Raw genomic sequence first — 21,064 nt, 5'->3', positions numbered from 1 at the left:
GCCCCAGGACCCGGACAGCTCGCGCACAGCCAACAGCGCTACGCGCACGTATCCCTACAGCTCGTACAGGTGTCGAAACACCACCCCCACATGAGCCAGAATGAGCCCGTGCCTTCCCTGTTGCTGATCGAGGACGACGACGCCATCCGTACGGCCCTGGAGCTCTCACTGACGCGCCAGGGACACCGTGTGGCCACCGCTGCCACCGGCGAGGACGGTCTGAAACTTCTGCGTGAGCAGCGGCCGGACCTGATCGTGCTGGATGTGATGCTGCCCGGCATCGACGGCTTCGAGGTGTGCCGCCGTATCCGGCGCACCGACCAGCTGCCGATCATCCTGCTGACCGCGCGCAGCGACGACATCGACGTCGTGGTCGGACTGGAGTCCGGCGCGGACGACTATGTCGTCAAACCCGTCCAGGGGCGGGTGCTCGACGCCCGGATCCGGGCCGTGCTGCGGCGCGGCGAGCGGGAGTCGAACGACGCGGCGGCCTTCGGCAGCCTGGTCATCGACCGCGCGGCGATGACCGTGACGAAGAACGGCGAGGACCTCCAGCTCACCCCGACCGAGCTGCGCCTGCTGCTCGAACTGAGCCGCCGCCCTGGCCAGGCCCTGTCCCGCCAGCAACTGCTGCGGCTGGTCTGGGAGCACGACTACCTCGGCGACTCCCGCCTCGTGGACGCCTGCGTCCAGCGACTGCGCGCCAAGGTCGAGGACGTCCCCTCCTCCCCCACCCTGATCCGTACCGTCCGTGGTGTCGGTTACCGCCTGGACGCGCCTCAGTGACAGACGTGCAAGGGGGTCTCCGCGGCTGGATCGCGGCTCGCAAGGGAGTGTGGTCGAGGCTGCGCTTCACCAGCCTGCGACTGCGGCTGGTGGTCGTCTTCGGCCTGGTGGCGCTCACGGCCGCCGTATCGGCCTCCGGCATCGCGTACTGGCTCAACCGCGAGGCGGTGCTCAGGCGCACCCAGGACGCGGTGCTGCGCGACTTCGAGCAGCAGATGCAGAACCGCGCGGGCCTGCTCCCTCAGGAGCCGACCCAGGACGAACTGCAGCACACCGCCGGACAGATGGCCAACAGCAGCCAGCGCTTCTCCGTCCTGCTGGTCGCCCAGGACACCGCCGACGGTCCGCTGTACGGCAGTTCCGGCGGCCTGGACGGCTTCACGCTCGCGGACGTGCCCAAGTCGCTGCGCACGGCGGTGAACGAGAAGCAGAAGGTCAACTCCACCAACAAGTCGGAGTACCGCCTGTACTGGCAGCGGATCGTGGTGGACGACACCCCGTACCTGATCGCCGGTTCCCGGGTGAACGGCGGCGGCCCGACCGGCTACATGCTCAAGTCCCTTGAGCAGGAGGCCAAGGACCTCAACTCCCTCGCCTGGTCGCTCGGCATCGCCACCGGCCTCGCCCTGATCGGCTCGGCGCTGCTCGCGCAGGCCGCCGCCACGACCGTACTGAAGCCGGTACAGCGCCTCGGCGTCGCCGCCCGCCGCCTCGGCGAGGGCAAGCTGGACACCCGTCTGCGCGTCTCCGGCACGGACGAACTGGCCGATCTCTCAAGGACCTTCAACAACGCCGCGGAAGCTCTGGAGAAGCGGGTGGCCGACATGGCAGGGCGGGACGAGGCGTCGCGCCGCTTCGTGGCCGACATGTCGCACGAACTGCGCACCCCCCTCACCGCGATCACCGCCGTCACGGAGGTACTGGAAGAGGAGCTGGAGGCGGAGACCGGGTCCATGGACCCCATGATCGAGCCCGCCGTACGGCTCGTCGTCAGCGAGACCCGACGCCTGAACGACCTGGTCGAGAACCTCATGGAGGTCACCCGCTTCGACGCGGGCACGGCCCGTCTGGTCCTGGACAACGTCGACGTCGCCGACCAGATCACCGCCTGCATCGACGCCCGCGCCTGGCTGGACGCGGTCGACCTGGACGCCGAACGCGGCATCATGGCCCGCCTCGACCCCCGCCGCCTGGACGTCATCCTCGCCAACCTCATCGGCAACGCCCTCAAGCACGGCGGCTCCCCGGTGCGCGTAGCCATCCGTGCGGCGGACGATTCGGTCGTGATCGACGTACGGGACCACGGCCCCGGTATCCCCGAGGACGTACTCCCCCACGTCTTCGACCGCTTCTACAAGGCCAGCGCCTCCCGCCCCCGTTCCGAGGGCAGCGGTCTGGGCCTGTCCATCGCCCTGGAGAACGCCCACATCCACGGCGGCGAGATCACGGCCGCCAACTCCCCGGAGGGCGGCGCGGTCTTCACACTCCGCCTCCCCCAGGACGCCTCGGAACTCGCCGAGCAGACGAACAACCCCGACAAGAAGAACACCAGCGGCACGAAGAAGGGGGACGCCTGATGACCGAGCACGGCTCACCGGGCGTTCTCACCAGACACACCCCCACGGCCCGCCTGCTGACCCTCTCCGCCCTGGCAGCGACCCTCCTGACAGGCTGCGGCATACGGTCCACGGAGGTACCCACCGACTTCGGCCCCGCCCCCTCACGTGTGCACTGCTCACTCTCCGAGCCGAACGTCTCGACCCAGGCCGCACGCGGCCTCCCGGTCCAGGTGTTCCTGCTCTGCGGCTCACAACTGGTGGCCGTGGAACGAACGGTGCGCGTACCCGACGGCACGGCGGACTCGGCCCGCCGCGTCCTGGTGGCCCAGGGCCTCCTGGACGAGCTGGAGAAGTCCCCGTCGGCCGACGAGAAGGAGGCCGGCTACACCACGGACGTCCGAGGCGCCATGAGCGTAACGGCCCCTCGCCCGGCCGACCCGGACGAAACCCTCCGCCTGACCACGCCCCCCAACGACCTGACGTCCTACGCCCTGGCCCAGATCGTCTGCACCTTCTCGGACTCCACAGCGGCAGAGGGCGACGGCTCGGTAATTCTGGGCGGCCCGGCCAACGACCCCCCACGCCGCTACGAGTGCACGGACGAGGTCCGCACCAGACCGGGCAGCAACGAGCCCCCGTCGAGCGAGGTCACAACCGACTGACGGCCTTGGGGGGCCGCAACCCCCGCGGCGCCGCAGCCGCGCACGGCGGCAAGGGGACCTGCCGGGGGGGTGTCCGCCCGCAGTGGTCGGCGTCAACACGCGGCACCTCCTGGCCCAAGGCGACCGCCGATCCAAGGACGGACACCCCCCGGCGCGGCCCCGACCCACAACGCACCCGCAGGCGCTACGCGAACCCCCACCGGCCGGCGACGGGCCGCCGCAGGCTCCAACACGAGCCCCCACCACAGGCATCCAAAGCCCACCCGCCGAAGCCAGTTGTGGCGGATGCCTCACGACACTCCGGCGTGTCCCGGAACCGATCCCACCGGGGGGCGCGTCTAGGGGGGCGTGCAGCGTCAAGGCTCCATCGGCGGCAGCGCCGCGATCCGCATCCGTGCGACCGGGGGTGTGCTCCTGGTCGCGCACCTCGCGTTCGTCGCCTGGCTCACGCTGCGCCCCCTGGAGGTCCCCTGGGTCATGCCGGCCAACCTGCGTCCGTTCGCCGGGATAAGAGCCGACCTGGCCCTGGGCTGGCAGGAGGCCGCCCACCGCATCATCGAGGGCCTCGCCCTGCTCGCACCCCTGGGCGTACTGATCCCGATGACCCACGGCAGACTCCACGCCTCCCCCCTCGGCTCCCTGGTCCGTACGGTGGCCGCCGGCGCCCTGATCTCCCTCGGCATCGAACTGCTGCAGACCGACGTACCGGGCCAGGTCGTCGACGTCGACTCCCTGCTCCTGAACACGGTCGGCGTGGCCCTCGCCCACATGGCGATCGTCCCCGCGTCCCGCGCCTGGCTCCGCCGCAGGTCCCGGCTCGCACCAAGGCGCACGACCCCCCAGGAGGAGCCGTCTCAGGGTCGGACCCCGACGATTCCCAGGGTCGGGATAGCTCCATAGAGTGACGCTTTGCCCGCTTCGTCGCCCTAGCGTGGATGTCAGATGAGGCACCCACCAGGAAGGCCCCACAAGGGGGGCCTCCGGCCGACGCCCGCGAAGGAGCCGCACCATGACCGCGCTCGCCCGACCCACCCACGGCCGCATGATCGGCGGAGTGTGCGCCGCGCTGGCACGGCGCTTCGGCACCTCCGCGACGACGATGCGCGTGATCTTCCTGATCTCCTGCCTGCTCCCGGGCCCGCAGTTCCTGCTCTACATAGCCCTGTGGATCCTGCTTCCCTCGGAGGACAAGGCGAACAGGACCCGCACGGCCTGGTAACCACAGCCAACCGAAGAGATCCACACAAGTACGCCGCTGGGGCGCACCCGTTTCCAAGGGTGCGCCCCAGCGGCGCGCTTGCGGCAAGACAGACTCAGGCGAGCGGAATCCCGTTCACGGGCAGACCCTGGGTGGGCAGCGCGTCGGTGGGCAGACCCTGCACCGGCAGACCACCGAGCAGCCCGGCGACAAGGCCGGTCGGTCCCCCGGCCAGCGCCTGCTCGGCAGCCGGCTGCGCGGCGGCCACACCGGCGGTGACGGCCTCCTGACCCTGGGCCAGACCCGAGGTGGCGGCCGGCGTGGCCGCGGTGAGGTTCTCGGCCGGGAGCGTGGTGGTGACGCTGTCCAGCGCCGTGCCCGCGGCCTCCGGGCCGACCGGCGCGGCGTTCGCGGCACCGGCGCCCGCAGCGGCGAAGGCGGCACCGAGAGCGGCGACACCGAGGGTCTTGGCAGCAGACTGCTTCATGAAATGCGTCCTCGAAATTCGTAACGGGGTTGTGAGCGGTTCTCGACCGTAAACACGCGCCACACACCTCCGCAAACATCGAAATGCGGACGGATTGTGAATGAGGTTCGCCCTCCGTGTGGCCTCCGACCCGCGCGTCACTCTCCCTCAGCAGCAGAATCGCTGGTAGACGTGGCCTGTCGGAAAAGCCACTCGGACTTCAGTTCGGCATATCCGGGCTTGATGACGTCATTGATCATGGCGAGTCGTTCATCGAAAGGAATGAACGATGATTTCATCGCATTGACGGAGAACCACTGCATGTCATCGAGTGTGTAGCCGAACGCGTCGACAAGGTGCTCGAATTCCCGGCTCATGCTGGTGTGGGACATCAGGCGGTTGTCGGTGTTCACCGTCGCCCGGAAGTGCAGTCGGCGCAGCAGCCCGATGGGGTGGGCGGCGTACGAATCGGCCGCGCCCGTCTGGAGGTTGGAGCTCGGGCACAGCTCCAGCGGGATGCGCTTGTCCCGTACGTACGAGGCGAGCCGGCCGAGCTTGACCGAGCCGTCGGCGTGCACCTGGATGTCGTCGATGATGCGCACCCCGTGCCCGAGCCGGTCGGCGCCGCACCACTGCAGGGCCTGCCAGATGGAAGGCAGCCCGAAGGCCTCGCCGGCGTGGATGGTGAAGTGGTTGTTCTCGCGCTTGAGGTACTCGAAGGCGTCGAGATGGCGGGTCGGCGGATGACCGGCCTCGGCGCCCGCGATGTCGAAGCCGACGACACCCAAGTCGCGGTAGCGGTTGGCGAGTTCGGCGATCTCCAGCGCACGGGCGGCGTGCCGCATGGCGGTGAGCAGGGCGCCGACGCGGATGCGGTGGCCGTTCTCCCGGGCGATCCGCTCGCCGTCCCGGAATCCCTCGTTGACGGCCTCGACGACCTCTTCGAGGCTGAGCCCGCCTTCGAGGTGCTGTTCGGGGGCGTAGCGCACCTCGGCGTAGACGACGCCGTCCTCGGCGAGGTCCTCGGCGCATTCGCGCGCGACACGGACGAGGGCGTCGCGGGTCTGCATCACGCCGACGGTGTGGGAGAAGGTCTCCAAATACCGCTCCAGGGAACCGGAGTCGGCGGCTTCGCTGAACCAGACGCCGAGCTTGTCGGGGTCGGTCTCGGGAAGCTGGGAGTAGCCCGTCGCGCGGGCGAGCTCGACGATGGTGCCGGGGCGCAGCCCGCCGTCGAGATGGTCGTGCAGCAGAACCTTCGGCGCCCGGCGGATCTGGTCCGAGCTCGGGGTGTTCGCCTTTGGGGCAGTCTCGCTCGTCATTTCCGCACTGTAATCCCTACGCGTGTAGAACGCCTGTTGATTGTCCCATTTCTTTCGGTGGCCGATCGATGGCGGTCTTTGTTCCTCTTTGTACGAATCCGTCGATACGCAACGGTGACCCCACAGACGGGTGGCGTACACCCGCACTTCTGACACTGTTCTGTCATGGCACAACAAGCGACGCCGGTTCGCAGGGCCCGGCTGGGCAGGGCGATCGGGCCGGAGCCGACAGCAGTGAGCGGTGCGGTGCTCCTGCTTCCCGGTGGTGACGAGGCCTCACATCGCAGACCGGCACCGTTGTTGGCGACCTCCCATGTGCGGGCACTCGGGCGGCGGTTGTCCCGGGCGGGGCGCGGGGAGGGGCTCGCCGCGCATGTCGTCCACTATCGCTTCCGTGGTTGGAACGGCAGCGCCGCGAACCAGGCGAGCGACGCCTTGTGGGCCGCGGACGAGGTCGTACGGCGCTATGGCGACGTCCCTGTGTGCCTCGCCGGGTTCGACATGGGCGGGCGGGCCGCCCTGCATGCTGCGGGCCACGAGGCCGTCAACTCCGTGCTGGCGATCGCTCCTTGGCTGCCGGAGGAGGACATGGCGGCCTCGCCCGAGCCGGTGAAGCAGCTCGGGGGGCGTCGGGTGTTGATCGTGCACGGCACGAATGACGAGCGGACCGATCCCGAGTTGTCGTTTCGGCTGGCGGCCCGGGCGAAGAAGGCGAACCGGGATGTCTGCCGGTTCGAAGTGCACGCCGATGGACACGGGTTGCACCAGTACCGGGATGAAGTCCTCGCATTGGCCGAGGACTTCGTCATGGGGGCGCTGTTCGGGAGGGTGTTCTCCCGGCCGGTCGCCGATGCGTTCGCGGCGCCGCCGCCCTTGGGCTTGAGGATGCCGCTGGCCTCCGGCTTCGGGCGGAGACGGTAGCGCGGCAGGGGTTCAGGCCGGCAGCAGATTCCCCTTCTTCGAGAGCAGGAACTTCTTGAAGGCCGCCACCGGAGGCGTATCAGGCCGGCCCTCCAGCCATGCGACGCCGATTTCCCGTGCCGCTCGCGGCGCCGTGACCGTCAGTTCGACGACGCCCGGGCGGGGCACCGCCGGCGGGGGCAGCAGGGCGACTCCCAGACCCGCCGCCACCAGCCCCCGCAATGTCTCCGCCTCCTCGCCCTCGAAGGCGATCCGGGGTTTGAATCCCGCTTCCTGGCACAGGTCGTCGGTGATGCGGCGCATGCCGTAGCCGGGCTCCAGCGTCACGAACGTCTCGTCGGCCGCTTCCGCCAGCCGGATGCGCCTGCGCGAGGCCAGCCGGTGGTCGGCCGGCACGACCAGGCGGAGTTTCTGTTCGTCCAGGCGGCGGGCCACCAGGTCCGGGGCGTCCGGGACGGGCGAGGTCAGGCACAGGTCCAGCTCGCCCGCGCGCAGCCGCTCGATCATCGCCTCGCCGTAGTTCTGGACCAGGCTGAACCGGATGCGGGGGTGGTCGGCGCGGAAGGCGTGCAGGAGGCCGGGGACCGTTTCCGCGCCCATGGTGTGCAGGAAACCGAAGGCGACCTTGCCGGTGGCCGGGTCGGCGTCGGCCCGTACCTCGTCGGCGGCGCGCCGGATCTCGGCGAGGGCGCGTTCGGCCGAGGCCAGGAAGGTGCGGCCGGCGGGGGTCAGGGAGACCGTACGGCCGTGGCGGGCGAACAGATCGACGCCCAGGTCCTGTTCGAGGCGGACCATGGCGCGGGAGAGCGTGGACTGCGGGACCTGCATCTCCTGGGCGGCCCGGGTGACGTGCTCGGTGCGGGCCACACCGACGAAGTGGGCGAGGCGGGGCGCGAGCAGCCTCGCCAAATCTTCCATGTCTTCTGTGTCACCGGATGGTGACAGCCGAGCCTGTGAGCTGTGTTGATGCACCATGGGAACGATTATGGCCAATCCATGCATTGGACGGATGAATGGAGGTGTACGTAACTTCGAAGCATGTCTCCCGCCAGTACCGGGGCGTCCACCATCGTGGGCGCCGCACCCGCTGTCCCTGTCGTCGACTCCCGCATGGCCCCGGGCGGCCCCGGCTACCGCCGGATGAGCTTCGCCCTCTTCCTCGCCGGTGTCGCGACCTTCGCGCTGCTGTACTCCACGCAGGCCCTTCTGCCGCTGATCTCCGGTGAGTTCGGGGTGGCGGCGAGCGAGGCGAGCTGGACGGTGGCGGCGGCGACGGGCGGTCTGGCGCTGTTCGTGCTGCCCATGAGCGCGGTGTCGGAGCGGTACGGACGCCGTGCGGTGATGACGGGGTCGCTGGCGGTCGCGGTGACCGTCGGGCTGCTGGTTCCCTTCGCTCCCGACCTGACCGCGCTGGTCGTGCTGCGGGCGGTCCAGGGAGCCGCGCTGGCCGGTGTGCCCGCGTCGGCGACGGCGTATCTGGCCGAGGAGGTCCGCCCCAAGGCGCTGATCACGGCGATCGGACTGTTCGTCGCCGGCAACAGCGTCGGCGGGATGAGCGGCCGGGTGATCACCGGCTGGGTCGCGCAGGAGTGGGGCTGGCGGGTCGCCATCGGCGTGATCGGCGCGATCGCGGTGGTGTGCGCGGTGGCCTTCCGGCTGCTGCTTCCCGCGCCGCGTCACTTCAAGGCGGGTTCGCTGCGGCCGCGGGTGCTGGTCCGTACGGTCCGTGATCACCTCTCCGATCCGCTGCTGTGCCGCCTGTACGCGATCGGTGCGCTGTTCATGACCGTCTTCGGCGGGGTCTACACGGTGATCGGCTACCGGCTGACGGAGGCGCCGTTCTCGCTGCCCCAGGGTGTCATCGGCTCGATCTTCCTGGTGTACCTGGTCGGCACGGTGTCGGCCTCGACGGCGGGGCGGCTGGTGGGCCGTCTGGGCCGCCGGGGCGCGCTGTACGCGGCGGGCGGCACCACCACGGCAGGTCTGCTGCTGTCCCTGGCCGACTCGCTCCCCCTGGTCCTCCTCGGCCTGGTCCTGATCACCGGCGGCTTCTTCGCGGGCCACGCGGTGGCGTCCTCCGCGGTCAGCAAGACGGCCACACGCGGCCGTGCGCAGGCTTCGGCGCTGTACCAGTCCGCCTACTACGTCGGCTCCAGCGCGGGCAGCACGGTCGGTGCCGTCGCCTTCCACGCGGGTGGCTGGGCCGGGACCGTCGGGGTCGGGCTGCTGGCGGTGCTCGGCGTCGTGACGATCACGGTGTTCGGCACCCGGGCGGCGCGCCTGCAGCGGGCGCGGCTGACCACGGCGGCCTGAGCCCGAGTCTGTACGAACCCCCTGGTCGGGGCCGGTTGTCAGTGGCCGCGGATAGTCTCCGCGATCACTGCTGACCGGGCCGATCAGGGGGATTTTTCATGGAGTTCCGCATCGAACGCGCCGCCTTCGCCGAGGCCGTGGGTGGGCGGGGCGCGCGCTGCCGTCGCGTACGCCGGTGCCCGTGCTCGGTGGTCTGCTGCTGGCGGCCGGCGCCGACCGGCTGACCGCCTCGGGGTGCGCCTGGGCGGCGACTCGATGACGCTGTCGGCCTCGGACCGGTACCGGTATGACGTACGGCGACCGGAGTGGAATCCGGAGGGGCCGGCGGCATCGGCGACGCCGTCCTGCGGGGCGCCGACGGAGGCGGTGCGGCGGGTCTCCGTGGTGGCCGAGGCGAGCAGTCCGGTGCGGATGGACTTCTCGGGCGACGGCACGGTACTGCTGCGGGCCGGGTACGGCGATGACGTCGCGACACAGCGGCTGCCGGCCGTGCTGAGCGGCGCGCGGGAGGTCTCCGTGGCCTTCAACCCGGCGTATCTGCTGAACGCCCTGAACTCCTTCGAGGCACCCCGGCTGCGCCTCGACCTGCTGGGTACCGGGCAGCGGGCGCTGCTGAGCGGGCTCGGCGGCGAGGAGCGGGACGGCGACGCAGAGGACGAGGAGCCGGGAGCGGTGCCCGAGCGGCACCGGCATCTGCTCATGTCGGTGAAGCAATTGGTCTGACAGCGGTTCTGACCTGGGCTTTTGCTCGCTCGGGGGGCCATTGTCAGTGGGCTGCGGTAGCTTCCGAGGTGTTGGGCGCGACGATGCGCGCGACGGGATACGGCCACAGGGGTGGGTGGACGATGAGCGACGGCACGGCGACTACGACAACGGACCTCGACGTCAGGCTGGAGAAACACCGCGTCGAACTGACCGGGTACTGCTACCGCATGCTCGGCTCGTCCTTCGAGGCCGAGGACGCGGTGCAGGACACGATGGTCCGCGCCTGGCGGAGCTACGAGAAGTTCGAGGGGCGCTCCAGCCTCCGGTCGTGGCTGTACCGCATCGCGACGAACGTATGCCTGGACATGCTGACCGCGGGCAACAAGCGGGCCCGGCCCATGGACCTGACGGAGTCGACGCCGCTGGCTCAGGCGGCGCTCTCGCCCCGTCCGGACAACACCTGGCTTGAGCCGATGCCGGACAGCCGGGTGCTGCCCACCACCGACGATCCGGCGGAGGCGGCCGTCGCCAAGGAGTCGGTGCGGCTCGCCTTCATGGCCGCCCTGCAGCAACTGCCGGCCAAGCAGCGGGCGGTGCTGATCCTGCGCGAGGTGCTGGCCTGGAAGGCGAGCGAGGTCGCCGAGCTGCTCGGCACGACGGTCGCGTCGGTCAACAGCGCGCTGCAGCGGGCCCGGGCGACGCTCGCCGAGGGGCAGCAGCCGGGCGCCGCGGCCACCGTCTCCGACCCGCTGGACGAGGAGCAGCAAAAGCTCCTGGACCGGTATGTCGCGGCCTTCGAGGGCTATGACATGACGGCGCTCACGGCCCTGCTGCACGAGGACGCCATCATGACGATGCCGCCGTTCGACCTGTGGCTGACCGGCGTCAAGGACATCACCGGCTTCATGACGACCCTCGGCGCCCCCTGCGCGGGCTCACGTCTGGTGCCGGTCCAGGTCAACGGGCTGCCGGGGTTCGCCCAGTACAAGCCGGACCCGGAGAAGGGCGGCTTCACCCCCTGGGCGGTGCAGGTGCTGGAGATCTCAGACGGCCGGATCACCGGGTTCCACTGCTTCCTCGACACCCAGCGCTGGTTCCCGCTGTTCGGGCTCCCCGTCCACCTCGAAGCGGAGACCGACCAGGTCGAGGAGGGCGTGTAGCGCGGGGTCGGCGTCCCGCAGCCGGATCCGCCCGCCGGCCCGCCGCGCGGCCAGCTGCAGCCGGGCCAGCAGATCCACGACGCCGAGCCCCGGCGGCCCGAGCCCTCCGACATCGCACACCAGAACCGCCGCCCCACTGGCCGCCAGCCGCCCCCGCACCTCGTCACAGAGCCCCGGCACCTCGTCCCGGGTGACGGGGCCGGTCAGTACGAGTACAGCGGGTGTCATCGAGTCCACGATCGGTAGACCGGGCGGGGGCGGACAACTCATCGCGGCGGCGGACCTCGGGGTGTCCGCCGACCGGGATCACATTGACCCGCTCCCCTCCTTCCCCAGAGGGTTGGCTGTATGCCCCATGCATCAGTGCACCCCCGAATACCCTGCGGTTTCCTCCCCGGCAAGGAGGTTCCGTGCAGGGAGTGCTGACGGGGTTCGCGGTGATCGCGGTCGTCATCGGGGTGGGCTATGCGATCGGCCGCCGCGGCTACCTCGGCGACCACGGCCGGGAGGTGCTCACCAAGCTGGCCTTCCACGTGGCGTCCCCCGCGCTGCTGTTCACCACCCTCGCGCAGACCGACCTCTCGGTGATCTTCTCCAGCCGCCTCCTGGTCACGGCACTGAGCACGGCCGCGGCGGCCGGAGTCTTCGTCGCGGTGGGTGTCGTACGGCGGTGGGGCATGGGCCGTACGACGATCGGCGCGCTGTGCTCCAGCTACGTCAACTCCGGCAACCTCGGCATCCCGATCGCGGTGTACGTCCTGGGCGACGCCTCGCTCGTGGCACCGGTGCTGCTCTTCCAGCTCGTCGGTGTCACCCCCGTCGCGCTGACGATCCTCGACCTGTCCGGCAAGGGCGCGAAGGGCCCTCTGTGGCGCCGTCTGCTGACCCCGCTGCGCAACCCGATCGCGGTCGGCTCACTGGCGGGCGTCGCCGTGTCGGCGGCGGGGGTGCGGGTCCCGGCGCCCGTCCTGGACCCCCTCACCCTCATCGGCGGCATGTCGGTCCCGGCCGTCCTGCTCGCCTTCGGCATCTCCCTGTGCGGCAGCACGATGCCGGGCCGCGGCCCGGACCGGCATCCGGTCCTGCTGTCGGTCGCGCTGAAGTCGGTGGGCCAGCCGGCGGCGGCCTGGGCGCTGGCGACCGGGGTGTTCGGCCTGCACGGCGCCCAGTTGCTGGACGTGGTGGTGACGTCGGCGCTGCCGGCCGCGCAGAACCTCTTCACCTACGCGTCGAGCTACCGGGTGGGCGAGCGACTGGCCCGGGACTCGATCCTGCTGTCGACGGTGATCTCGGTGCCGGTGCTGGTGGTCGTCGCCGCGCTGCTCGGGTGACCCGGGCGGGGAGGGTGCCGAAACACGACGGGCCGGGACGCAAAGGGCCGGGACCCGAAGGCCCCGGCCCGTCGCAGGTTCAGCCGCCTCAGGCGATGCGCTCCAGCACCACCGGCGAAGCGGTGAAGTCCGTCCCCGCGGCCGCCACGTCGTACGAACCCTCCACGGCCTGCAGCGCGTACTCGAAGCGCTCCGGCGTGTCCGTGTGCAGGGTCAGCAGGGGCTGGCCCTCGGTCACCGTGTCGCCCGGCTTGGCGTGCAGCTCGATGCCCGCGCCGGCCTGCACCGGGTCCTCCTTGCGGGCGCGTCCGGCGCCCAGGCGCCAGGCGGCGACGCCGATGTCGTAGGCGTCCAGGCGGGTCAGCACACCGGAGGACGGGGCCTTGATCACGTGCTGCTCGCGCGCCACCGGCAGCTCCGCGTCGGGGTCGCCGCCCTGGGCCGCGATCATGCGGCGCCAGACGTCCATCGCCGAGCCGTCGGCCAGCGCCTTCGCCGGGTCGGCGTCATGGACACCGGCCGCCTCCAGCATTTCCCGGGCCAGGGCGATCGTCAGCTCCACGACGTCCGCCGGGCCGCCGCCGGCCAGGACCTCCACGGACTCGCGGACCTCCAGCGCGTTGCCCGCGGTCAGGCCCAGCGGGGTCGACATGTCCGTCAGCAGGGCCACCGTCTTCACGCCGTGGTCGGTGCCGAGGCCCACCATCGTGGACGCCAGCTCACGCGCGTCCTCGATGGTCTTCATGAAGGCGCCCGTGCCGACCTTCACGTCCAGGACCAGGGAGCCCGTACCCTCCGCGATCTTCTTCGACATGATCGAGGACGCGATCAGCGGGATCGCCTCCACCGTGCCGGTCACGTCACGCAGCGCGTACAGCTTCTTGTCCGCCGGGGCCAGGCCGTCGCCCGCCGCGCAGATCACCGCGCCGGTGCCGTCCAGCACGGACAGCATCTCCTCGTTCGAGAGGAGGGCCCGCCAGCCGGGGATCGACTCCAGCTTGTCCAGCGTGCCGCCCGTGTGGCCGAGGCCCCGGCCCGACAGCTGGGGTACGGCCGCGCCGCACGCCGCCACCAGGGGGGCCAGCGGGAGGGTGATCTTGTCGCCGACGCCGCCCGTGGAGTGCTTGTCCGCCGTCGGGCGGGACAGGGACGAGAAGTCCATCCGCTCGCCGCTCGCGATCATCGCGGCCGTCCAGCGGGCGATCTCGCGGCGGTTCATGCCGTTGAGCAGGATCGCCATGGCGAGCGCGGACATCTGCTCGTCGGCGACCTCCCCGCGGGTGTACGCGTCGATGACCCAGTCGATCTGTTCGTCGCTGAGCTCACCGCGGTCCCGCTTCGTGCGGATGACGGAGATGGCGTCCATGGCCATGGGTTTCCTTCCGAAGGTTCCAGAAGTGGTACGGCCCCTCCGAGCCGATCGCCGGGATCAACTCGGAGGGGCCACAAGGGAGTTACTTGCGGAGATGACCCGGCCCGAAGGCCTGCGGCAGCATCTCCGACAGCGGCAGGATGCCCGCCGGGGTCTCCAGCAGGAGCTCCGGACCGCCGAACTCGAAGAGCAGCTGGCGGCAGCGACCGCACGGCACCAGGACGTCGCCCTTGCCGTCCACGCACGTGAAGTGCGTCAGTCGGCCGCCCCCCGTGTTGTGCAGCTCCGAGACCAGTCCGCACTCGGCGCACAGGGCGAGGCCGTACGACGCGTTCTCGACGTTGCACCCGGTGATCGTGCGGCCGTCGTCGACCAGGGCCGCGACGCCGACCGGGTAGCCGGAGTACGGGGCGTAGGCGCGGGACATGGCGTCCAGCGCCGCCGCGCGCAGCTTGTCCCAGTCGATGTCGTGGGAAGCGGCCGAGGTCACTTGCCCTGGCCCTTCTTGTACGGCAGGCCGTCCGCCTTGGGCATCCGCAGGCGTTGCGCGGACAACGTGAGGACGACCAGGGTGACGACGTACGGCGTGGCGGAGACGACCTGGTTCGGGACCTCGTTCGTGGTCGCCCACCAGGCGTACACCAGGGCACCGACGACCGCGGTGATCGTCGAGGAGGCGTACTTCTTGCTGACCACCAGCCAGATGGCGGCGATGATCAGCAGCAGGGCGCCGAGCAGCAGCAGGGCGTGGACGTTCTGCGAGCCGCCGCGCAGGTTGAGGCTGTCGGTGTAGCCGAACAGACCGGCGCCGAGGGCGAGGCCGCCCGGCATCCAGTTGCCGAAGATCATCGCCGCGAGGCCGATGTAACCGCGGCCGCTGACCTGGCCCTCCAGATAGAAGGGGTTGGCCACGATGGAGAGGAAGACGCCGCCGAGACCGGCCAGGCCGCCGGAGATGATCACGGCGATGTACTTGTACTTGTAGACGTTGACGCCGAGGGACTCGGCCGCCACCGGGTTCTCACCGCAGGAGCGCAGCCGCAGACCGAAGGCGGTGCGCCACAGGATCCACCAGGTCGCCGGGATCAGCGCCACGGCGATCAGGGTGAGCCAGGAGACGTTGGTGACCAGGCCGCCGAGCAGACCGGCGACGTCCGAGATGAAGAACCAGCCGTTGTTGTTGAGGTCGCGCAGCCCGTCGGACAGGCCCGGCACGGTGAAGTGGCCGAGGGTGTCGACCGCCGGGGACTGCTTGGCGGAGCCGCCCGCGTGGCCCTCGAAGGCGAGGGGCGCGAGGTAGCGGGTGATGCCGAGGGCGAGGATGTTGATCGCCACACCGGAGACGATGTGGTTGACCCGGAAGGTGATGGTGGCGATGGCGTGCAGGATGCCGCCGACGCAGCCGCCGAGGATGCCGACGACGACGCCGGTCCACGGGCCCCACTGGAAGCCGGCCCAGGCACCGAACCAGGTGCCGAGGATCATCATGCCTTCGAGGCCGATGTTGACGACGCCCGCCCGCTCGGCCCACAGACCGCCGAGACCGGCGAGGCCGATCGGCACGGCGAGCTGGAGGGCGGTGGACATCTGGCTGACGTTGGTGATGCCGTCGGCGTCGGTGATGATGCGGACGATCGAGGTGAGCGCCAGCGCGCCGGCGATGACCAGCAGCAGGATCTGCCAGGACAGGCGGCGGCCGGTCGGCGCCGCGGGCTGCAGCGTGGGCTGGTTGACGTCGACCGCTGAGGTCTGCGGGGTGGTCATCGGCCGGCCACCTCCTTCTTGGAGTTGTTGTCGGCGCCGAGGACGTGACCGGCGGCCAGTTCGGCGCCGACCCGGCGCTGCTGGCGACGCAGGCCCCACTCGCGGACGGCCTCGTAGGAGACGACGACCGAGAGCACGATCAGGCCCTGCATGATGACCGCGATCTCCTTGTCGTAGCCGTGGAAGTCCAGCTCGGGCGATGCCTTGTCGAGCCAGGCCCACAGCAGGGCGGCGAACGCGATGCCGACCGGGCTGTTACGGCCGAGCAGGGCGATGCCGATGCCCAGGAAGCCGATGCCGGTGGGGAAGTTCAGGCTGTACGTGTGGGTGTCGCCGAGCAGGATCGGCAGACCCGCGAGACCGGCGAGACCGCCGGAGAGCAGCATGGCGGTGAGCACCATGCGCTTGGGGTCGACACCGCTGGCCGCGGCGGCGGACTCCGAGGCGCCGGAGGCGCGCAGGTCGAAGCCGAAGCGGGTGCGGTTGAGGACGATCCAGTAGCCGATGCCGAGCAGCATGGCGAGGAAGACCAGGCCGTAGATCTCGCCGGCGTCGCCCATGTTGATGCCGGGCACCCAGCCGGACTCGTGCATCTCGCCGGTGGTGTTGTTGTTGCCGACCTTGACGCCGAAGACGTTCGGCAGCCACAGGTAGGCGATGACCGAGGTGGCGATCGCGTTCAGCATGATCGTCGCGACGACCTCGCTGACACCGCGGGTGACCTTGAGGACACCGGCGATGCCCGCCCAGAACGCGCCCGTGCAGATCGCCGTGAGGAGCAGCAGCGGCACCTGGATCGCGGCCGGCAGGTTCATGTGGGCGCCGACGATGGCGGCCATCATGGCGGCGAGCTGGTACTGGCCGTCGACACCGATGTTGAACAGGTTCATCCGGAAGCCGATGGCCACCGCGAGGGCCGCGATGTAGTACATCGAGGCCTGGTTGATGATCAGCACCTGGATGTCGGAGTACGAGGCCTGCTCGAACATCAGGGTGTACGGCTCGACCGGGCTCTTGCCCGAGGCGAGCAGCACGATCGCGCTGAGCACGAAGGCCACGGCGAGCGCGATGACCGGTCCGGCCACCGCGAGGAGCACGCGCTCCTTGTCGAACTTCTTCATCAGCGGGCCTCGTCTTCCGGAGCCTCGGGAGACTTACGGATCTCGGGGGTGTCTGCCTGCGGCTCGGCGGTCTCGTCGTGTTCCAGGTGGCCGGTCGCGGCACCGGTCATCGCCGAGCCCAGTTCCTCCGGGGTGATGGTGGCCGGGTCGGCGTCCGCGACCAGCTTGCCGTTGTAGATCACCCGGAGCGTGTCGGACAGGCCGATCAGCTCGTCCAGGTCGGCGGAGATCAGCAGGACGGCCAGGCCCTCGCGGCGGGCCTCGCGGATGTGGTCCCAGATCGCGGCCTGCGCGCCGACGTCCACACCGCGGGTGGGGTGCGCGGCGATCAGGAAGCGCGGCTTGTGGCTCATCTCGCGGCCGACGATCAGCTTCTGCTGGTTGCCGCCGGACAGGGAGGCCGCGGTGACGTCGATGCCGGGCGTGCGGACGTCGTACTCCTCGACGATGCGGCGCGTGTCCGCCTGCGCGGCCTTCGGGTCCAGCCATACGCCCTTGGCGTTGGGCTTCTCGGTGACGTGGCCGAGGATGCGGTTCTCCCAGAGGGGGGCCTCCAGGAGCAGGCCGTGCCGGTGGCGGTCCTCGGGGATGTAGCCGACGCCCTGCTCGCGGCGCTTGCGCGTGGTCCAGCCGGTGATCTCCTCGTCGATGAGGGTGATCGTGCCGGAGTCGGCGCCCTTCAGGCCGATCAGCGCGTCGACCAGCTCGGTCTGGCCGTTGCCCTCGACGCCGGCGATGCCCAGGACCTCGCCGGCGTGGATGGTGAAGGTGATGTCGTCCAGCAGGGCCTTGCCGCCCACCGCCTCAAGGCGCAGCTTGTCGACGGAGATGACCGGGCGGTCGGTGACCGTGGACTCGGCGGTCTCCGGCGTGGGCAGCTCGCTGCCGACCATCATCTCGGCGAGCTGACGCGGCGTCGTCTCGGCGGGCACGGCCGTACCGACGGTCGTACCGCGACGGATGACGGTGATCTCGTCGGCGACGGAGAGCACCTCGCCCAGCTTGTGGGAGATGAAGATGACCGACAGGCCCTCGGCCTTCAGCTCGCGCAGGTTGTCGAAGAGCGCGTCGACCTCCTGCGGCACGAGGACGGCGGTCGGCTCGTCGAGGATGAGGGTGGTGGCGCCGCGGTAGAGGACCTTGAGGATCTCCACGCGCTGGCGGGCGGCGACGCCGAGCTCCTCGACCAGGCGGTCGGGCTCCACGCCGAGGCCGTAGCGCTCGGAGAGCTCCTTGATCTTGCGGCGGGCCTTGCCGCCGATGCCGTACAGCTTCTCGCTGCCCAGCACGACGTTCTCAAGGACGGTGAGGTTGTCGGCGAGCATGAAGTGCTGGTGCACCATGCCGATGCCGCGGGCGATGGCGTCGGCGGGCGACGAGAAGGTGACCTGTCGGCCGTCGATCGCGATGGTGCCCTCGTCCGGCTTCTGCATGCCGTAGAGGATCTTCATCAGCGTCGACTTGCCGGCGCCGTTCTCGCCGACGAGGGCGTGGACGGTGCCCTTGTCGACGGTGAGGTGGATGTCGTGGTTGGCCACGACGCCCGGGAATCGCTTGGTGATCCCGGCGAGTTCGACGGCGGTCACCTGACCGTTGACCGCCGCGCCGGCCGGAGGGCTGCTGGACGCGTTGATGGCGCACTCTCCTGGGGACGGGGGTCGTCTACGCGCGTAGCGCCCCTATGGCCTGATAAGGGGCTGACGCACCGCGACAACGGGGTACGGGGAGAAGCCTCCCCGTACCCCGTTGAGCGGACGTAACCCCTTGGTTACCGCTGCTCAGGGTATTGCTGCAATCAGCTGGACTTGACCTTGATCTCGCCGCTGATGATCTTCTCCTTGGCCGTCTTGATGGCTTCCTGGACCTCGGCGTTGTCCGCGAACTTCGGGTTGGAGTTCGACAGGCTCACCTGGCCGGTCTTCAGATCGCCACGAACGATACCGGTCGCGGGCTTACCGTCCTTGACCGACTTCGCCAGGGTGTAGACCGCCTTGGCGACGTCCTTCATCGCCGACGTCAGGATGGAGTCCTTGTACTTGGCGAGGGCCGCCTGGCTGTACTGGTCGGAGTCGACCCCGATGGCCCACACCTTGTTGGCGGCGGCGGCCTCGATGACGCCCTGACCGGAGAGGCCGGCGGCGGCGTAGACGACGTCGGCCTTCTTCTCGATCTGGCCCTCGGCGGCCGACTTGCCCTTGTCGGGGCTGGCGAAGCCGCCCTCCTCCGCGGTCTGCGTGAGGTACTGCGACAGGACCTTGACCTTGGGGTTGGTGTCCTTGACGCCCTGCTCGTAGCCGGCCTGGAACTTGTGGATCAGCGGGATGTCCACGCCGCCCACGAAGCCGACGGTGTTCGTCTTGGTGTTCTTGGCGGCGGCGACACCGGCCAGGTACGAGGCCTCCTCCTCGGAGAAGACCAGGTCGGCCACGTTCTTCGACTCGACCGTGGAGTCGTCCACGATGCCGAAGGTGGTGTTCGGGAACTTCTCCGCGGCGCCCTTCACGGCGGCGGCGTACGCGTAGCCGACACCGACGACCGGGTTGTAGCCCTGCTTGGCCAGCGACACCAGTCGCTGCTCCTTGTCGGCGTCCGTCTCGCCCTCGGTGGGCTCGACATCGGCCGTCTTGTAGCCGAATTCCTTCTTCGCCTTCTCCAGGCCCGCGTACGCGGCGTCGTTGAAGGACTGGTCGCCCTTGCCGCCGACGTCGTACGCGATGGCGAGACCCTTGTCGCCCTTCGAGTCCGACGACGCGGACGTCGAGGTGCCGCCACAGGCGGAGAGCGCGAGGGCCAGAGAGGCGGTCGCTGCGCCTGCGACCGTGATCCGGGAAATCCGGCGCATGTGTAGAGCTCCTGTCGTACGAGCGCCGGACGGTACAGCTCGGTACAGCTTCACAGCTTCGGCGCTGGCTTTCGCCGCAGATTAACGCGCGTAGACAAGCCTGAAAACCCCTTCTGTCCACCTTGTTATCCGGCCGTGGCCAAGTCCACGCACGACCTTGACCACTGGCTTGCCGACAGCAAACGGAACGTGGCGGTGGGTGATCCGGAAAGGGGCAGGTCGGGCCGGGAACGACGGCGGGAACGGCAGTGGAAACGGCAGTGGAAACGACGCGGGAACGACGGAGCGGGCGGGCACCCCCCGGATGCCCGCCCGCTCTGTCTGAGTGCGACCGCCGCCGCGGTCGTCGTACGGCCGCCGCCGCGATCCGCCTGCGACCGCTACTACTCGGTCTTGACCTTGATGGAGCCGTCGATGATGCCCGCCTTGGCCTTCGCCACGGCGGCCGAGAGGCCCGCGATCTTCGCGAACTCCGGGTTGGACTCGGACAGGCCGACGCCGTTGACCTTCAGGTCGAAGGTCTGAGTGCCGGTCAGCGGCTTGCCGTCCTCGACGGACTTGGCCAGCGTGTAGACCGCACCGCCGACGTCCTTGAGGGCGGAGGTCAGGATGGAGTTCTTGTAGTTGGCGAGCGCCGCCTGCTTGTACTGGTCGGAGTCGACGCCGATCGCCCAGACCTTGGCCTTCGAGGCGGCCTCGATCACGCCCTGACCGGACAGACCGGCGGCCGCGTACTCGACGTCGGACCCCTTCTCGATCTGGCCCTCGGCGGCGGCCTTGCCCTTGTCCGGGCTGGCGAAGCCGCCCTCCTCGGCGGTCTGCGTCAGGTACTGCGACAGGACCTTGACCTTGGGGTTGGTGTCCTGGACGCCCTGCTTGTAGCCGGCCTCGAACTTGTGGATCAGCGGAACGTCCACACCACCGACGAAGCCGACGATGTTGCTCTTGGTGGCCTTGGCGGCGGCGACGCCGGCCAGGTAGGAGGCCTCCTGCTCGGCGAAGACGAGGGAGGCGACGTTCTCGCCCTCGACGACGGAGTCGACGATGCCGAAGGTGGTCTTCGGGTACTTCTTGGCCACGGCCTCCATCGCGGGACCGTAGGCGAAGCCGACGCCGATCACCGGGTTGTAGCCCTGCTTGGCGAGGGAGGACAGCCGCTGTTCCTTGTCGGCGTCCGTCTCGCCCTCGGTGGGCTCCACGTCGGCGGTCTTGTAGCCGAACTCCTTCTGAGCCTTCTGCAGACCGGCGTACGCGGCGTCGTTGAAGGACTGGTCGCCCTTGCCGCCGACGTCGTACGCGATGGCGAGACCCTTGGTGTCGCCGCTGCCGTCGCTGTCGTTGCCGCTGTCGCTGCTGGTACCACCGCACGCCGTGGCAGCGAGCGCGATCGACGCGACCCCCACCGCGACGCGGGTCAGTTTGGAAATCCGACGCATCGTGAAGTCCCCATTCTCCAAGCCCCGCAGTGGGTGCTGAGTTCGGCGCACATTAACGCGCGTAGACACTCCTGGGAACGGGGTTTCGCCGTGCCGTTATCCATTC

Annotated in this window: 21 protein-coding genes; 10 read left to right on the top strand and 11 right to left on the bottom strand. The window is 69.9% G+C overall.

Annotated elements, in window-relative coordinates; translation table 11 throughout:
* Positions 1-108 precede the first annotated feature (108 nt).
* From afsQ1 to POF73_RS03350, 5 genes are all read left to right on the top strand, one after another.
* Complete coding sequence (afsQ1, locus tag POF73_RS03370) at positions 109-786, top strand: two-component system response regulator AfsQ1 (RefSeq protein WP_041819431.1); 678 nt, start codon at positions 109-111, stop codon at positions 784-786.
* Positions 783-2,363, top strand: coding sequence for a sensor histidine kinase (locus tag POF73_RS03365; RefSeq protein WP_272112888.1), 1,581 nt, complete (start codon positions 783-785; stop codon positions 2,361-2,363). The genes afsQ1 and POF73_RS03365 overlap by 4 nt, the downstream gene beginning before the upstream one ends.
* Positions 2,363-3,007: a hypothetical protein gene (locus POF73_RS03360; protein WP_272112887.1), complete on the top strand. Its 645-nt coding sequence runs from the start codon at positions 2,363-2,365 to the stop codon at positions 3,005-3,007. Before POF73_RS03365 ends, POF73_RS03360 begins: the two co-directional genes overlap by 1 nt.
* A gap of 348 nt (positions 3,008-3,355) precedes the next feature.
* Positions 3,356-3,907, top strand: a complete 552-nt coding sequence (locus POF73_RS03355; protein WP_272112886.1) for a VanZ family protein — start codon at positions 3,356-3,358, stop codon at positions 3,905-3,907.
* Between the two features lie 109 nt (positions 3,908-4,016).
* Positions 4,017-4,226: a PspC domain-containing protein gene (locus POF73_RS03350; protein WP_272112885.1), complete on the top strand. Its 210-nt coding sequence runs from the start codon at positions 4,017-4,019 to the stop codon at positions 4,224-4,226.
* A gap of 94 nt (positions 4,227-4,320) precedes the next feature.
* On the opposite strand, the gene POF73_RS03345 is transcribed toward POF73_RS03350, so the two are convergent.
* Together POF73_RS03345 and POF73_RS03340 are read right to left on the bottom strand one after the other, a co-directional pair.
* Entirely contained in the window at positions 4,321-4,692 is a 372-nt protein-coding gene (locus POF73_RS03345; protein WP_272112884.1) for an ATP-binding protein, read from the bottom strand.
* 137 nt (positions 4,693-4,829) lie between these two features.
* Positions 4,830-5,993, bottom strand: a complete 1,164-nt coding sequence (locus tag POF73_RS03340; RefSeq protein ID WP_272112883.1) for an adenosine deaminase — start codon at positions 5,991-5,993, stop codon at positions 4,830-4,832.
* Positions 5,994-6,158: 165 nt separating this feature from the next.
* Here POF73_RS03340 and POF73_RS03335 point away from each other — a divergent pair, with 165 nt between their 5' ends.
* Positions 6,159-6,914: an alpha/beta hydrolase gene (locus POF73_RS03335; protein WP_272112882.1), complete on the top strand. Its 756-nt coding sequence runs from the start codon at positions 6,159-6,161 to the stop codon at positions 6,912-6,914.
* Between the two features lie 12 nt (positions 6,915-6,926).
* On the opposite strand, the gene POF73_RS03330 is transcribed toward POF73_RS03335, so the two are convergent.
* Positions 6,927-7,889 carry a LysR family transcriptional regulator gene (locus POF73_RS03330; RefSeq protein WP_272112881.1) on the bottom strand — a complete coding sequence of 321 codons (963 nt, stop codon included), beginning with the start codon at positions 7,887-7,889 and terminating at the stop codon, positions 6,927-6,929.
* Positions 7,890-7,952: 63 nt separating this feature from the next.
* On the opposite strand from POF73_RS03330, the gene POF73_RS03325 reads away from it, so the two are divergent.
* From POF73_RS03325 to POF73_RS03315, 3 genes are all read left to right on the top strand, one after another.
* A complete protein-coding gene (locus tag POF73_RS03325; RefSeq protein WP_272112880.1) occupies positions 7,953-9,227 on the top strand; it encodes an MFS transporter in 1,275 nt (424 codons plus the stop codon).
* Positions 9,228-9,461: 234 nt separating this feature from the next.
* A complete protein-coding gene (locus POF73_RS03320; protein WP_272112879.1) occupies positions 9,462-9,950 on the top strand; it encodes a hypothetical protein in 489 nt (162 codons plus the stop codon).
* A gap of 122 nt (positions 9,951-10,072) precedes the next feature.
* A complete protein-coding gene (locus POF73_RS03315; protein WP_272112878.1) occupies positions 10,073-11,092 on the top strand; it encodes a sigma-70 family RNA polymerase sigma factor in 1,020 nt (339 codons plus the stop codon).
* On the opposite strand, the gene POF73_RS03310 is transcribed toward POF73_RS03315, so the two are convergent.
* Positions 10,976-11,320, bottom strand: coding sequence for an STAS domain-containing protein (locus POF73_RS03310; RefSeq protein ID WP_272112877.1), 345 nt, complete (start codon positions 11,318-11,320; stop codon positions 10,976-10,978). The genes POF73_RS03315 and POF73_RS03310 overlap by 117 nt on opposite strands.
* A 182-nt stretch (positions 11,321-11,502) precedes the next feature.
* Between POF73_RS03310 and POF73_RS03305 the strand changes: the two genes are divergently transcribed.
* Positions 11,503-12,423, top strand: a complete 921-nt coding sequence (locus tag POF73_RS03305) for an AEC family transporter (RefSeq protein WP_272112876.1) — start codon at positions 11,503-11,505, stop codon at positions 12,421-12,423.
* Between the two features lie 88 nt (positions 12,424-12,511).
* Here the strand turns inward: POF73_RS03305 and POF73_RS03300 are convergent, their stop codons facing one another.
* From POF73_RS03300 to POF73_RS03270, 7 genes are all read right to left on the bottom strand, one after another.
* Positions 12,512-13,789, bottom strand: a complete 1,278-nt coding sequence (locus POF73_RS03300; protein ID WP_272112875.1) for a thymidine phosphorylase — start codon at positions 13,787-13,789, stop codon at positions 12,512-12,514.
* Positions 13,790-13,877: 88 nt separating this feature from the next.
* Complete coding sequence (locus tag POF73_RS03295) at positions 13,878-14,285, bottom strand: cytidine deaminase (RefSeq protein WP_272112874.1); 408 nt, start codon at positions 14,283-14,285, stop codon at positions 13,878-13,880.
* On the bottom strand, positions 14,282-15,559 hold the full coding sequence (locus POF73_RS03290; protein WP_272112873.1) for an ABC transporter permease: 1,278 nt from the start codon (positions 15,557-15,559) through the stop codon (positions 14,282-14,284). The genes POF73_RS03295 and POF73_RS03290 overlap by 4 nt, the downstream gene beginning before the upstream one ends.
* Complete coding sequence (locus POF73_RS03285) at positions 15,556-16,680, bottom strand: ABC transporter permease (RefSeq protein WP_272112872.1); 1,125 nt, start codon at positions 16,678-16,680, stop codon at positions 15,556-15,558. Before POF73_RS03285 ends, POF73_RS03290 begins: the two co-directional genes overlap by 4 nt.
* On the bottom strand, positions 16,680-18,266 hold the full coding sequence (locus POF73_RS03280) for an ABC transporter ATP-binding protein (RefSeq protein ID WP_272112871.1): 1,587 nt from the start codon (positions 18,264-18,266) through the stop codon (positions 16,680-16,682). Before POF73_RS03280 ends, POF73_RS03285 begins: the two co-directional genes overlap by 1 nt.
* A 209-nt stretch (positions 18,267-18,475) precedes the next feature.
* Positions 18,476-19,522, bottom strand: a complete 1,047-nt coding sequence (locus POF73_RS03275) for a BMP family lipoprotein (protein WP_272112870.1) — start codon at positions 19,520-19,522, stop codon at positions 18,476-18,478.
* 383 nt (positions 19,523-19,905) lie between these two features.
* Complete coding sequence (locus POF73_RS03270) at positions 19,906-20,958, bottom strand: BMP family lipoprotein (RefSeq protein WP_272112869.1); 1,053 nt, start codon at positions 20,956-20,958, stop codon at positions 19,906-19,908.
* Between the last annotated feature and the right edge of the window lie 106 nt (positions 20,959-21,064).

Source organism: Streptomyces sp. HD (genome assembly GCF_028369295.1).
GTDB lineage: Bacteria > Actinomycetota > Actinomycetes > Streptomycetales > Streptomycetaceae > Streptomyces.
The sequence above is the reverse complement of the archived record's forward strand: the minus strand, read 5'-3'. Positions and strand labels throughout refer to the sequence as shown.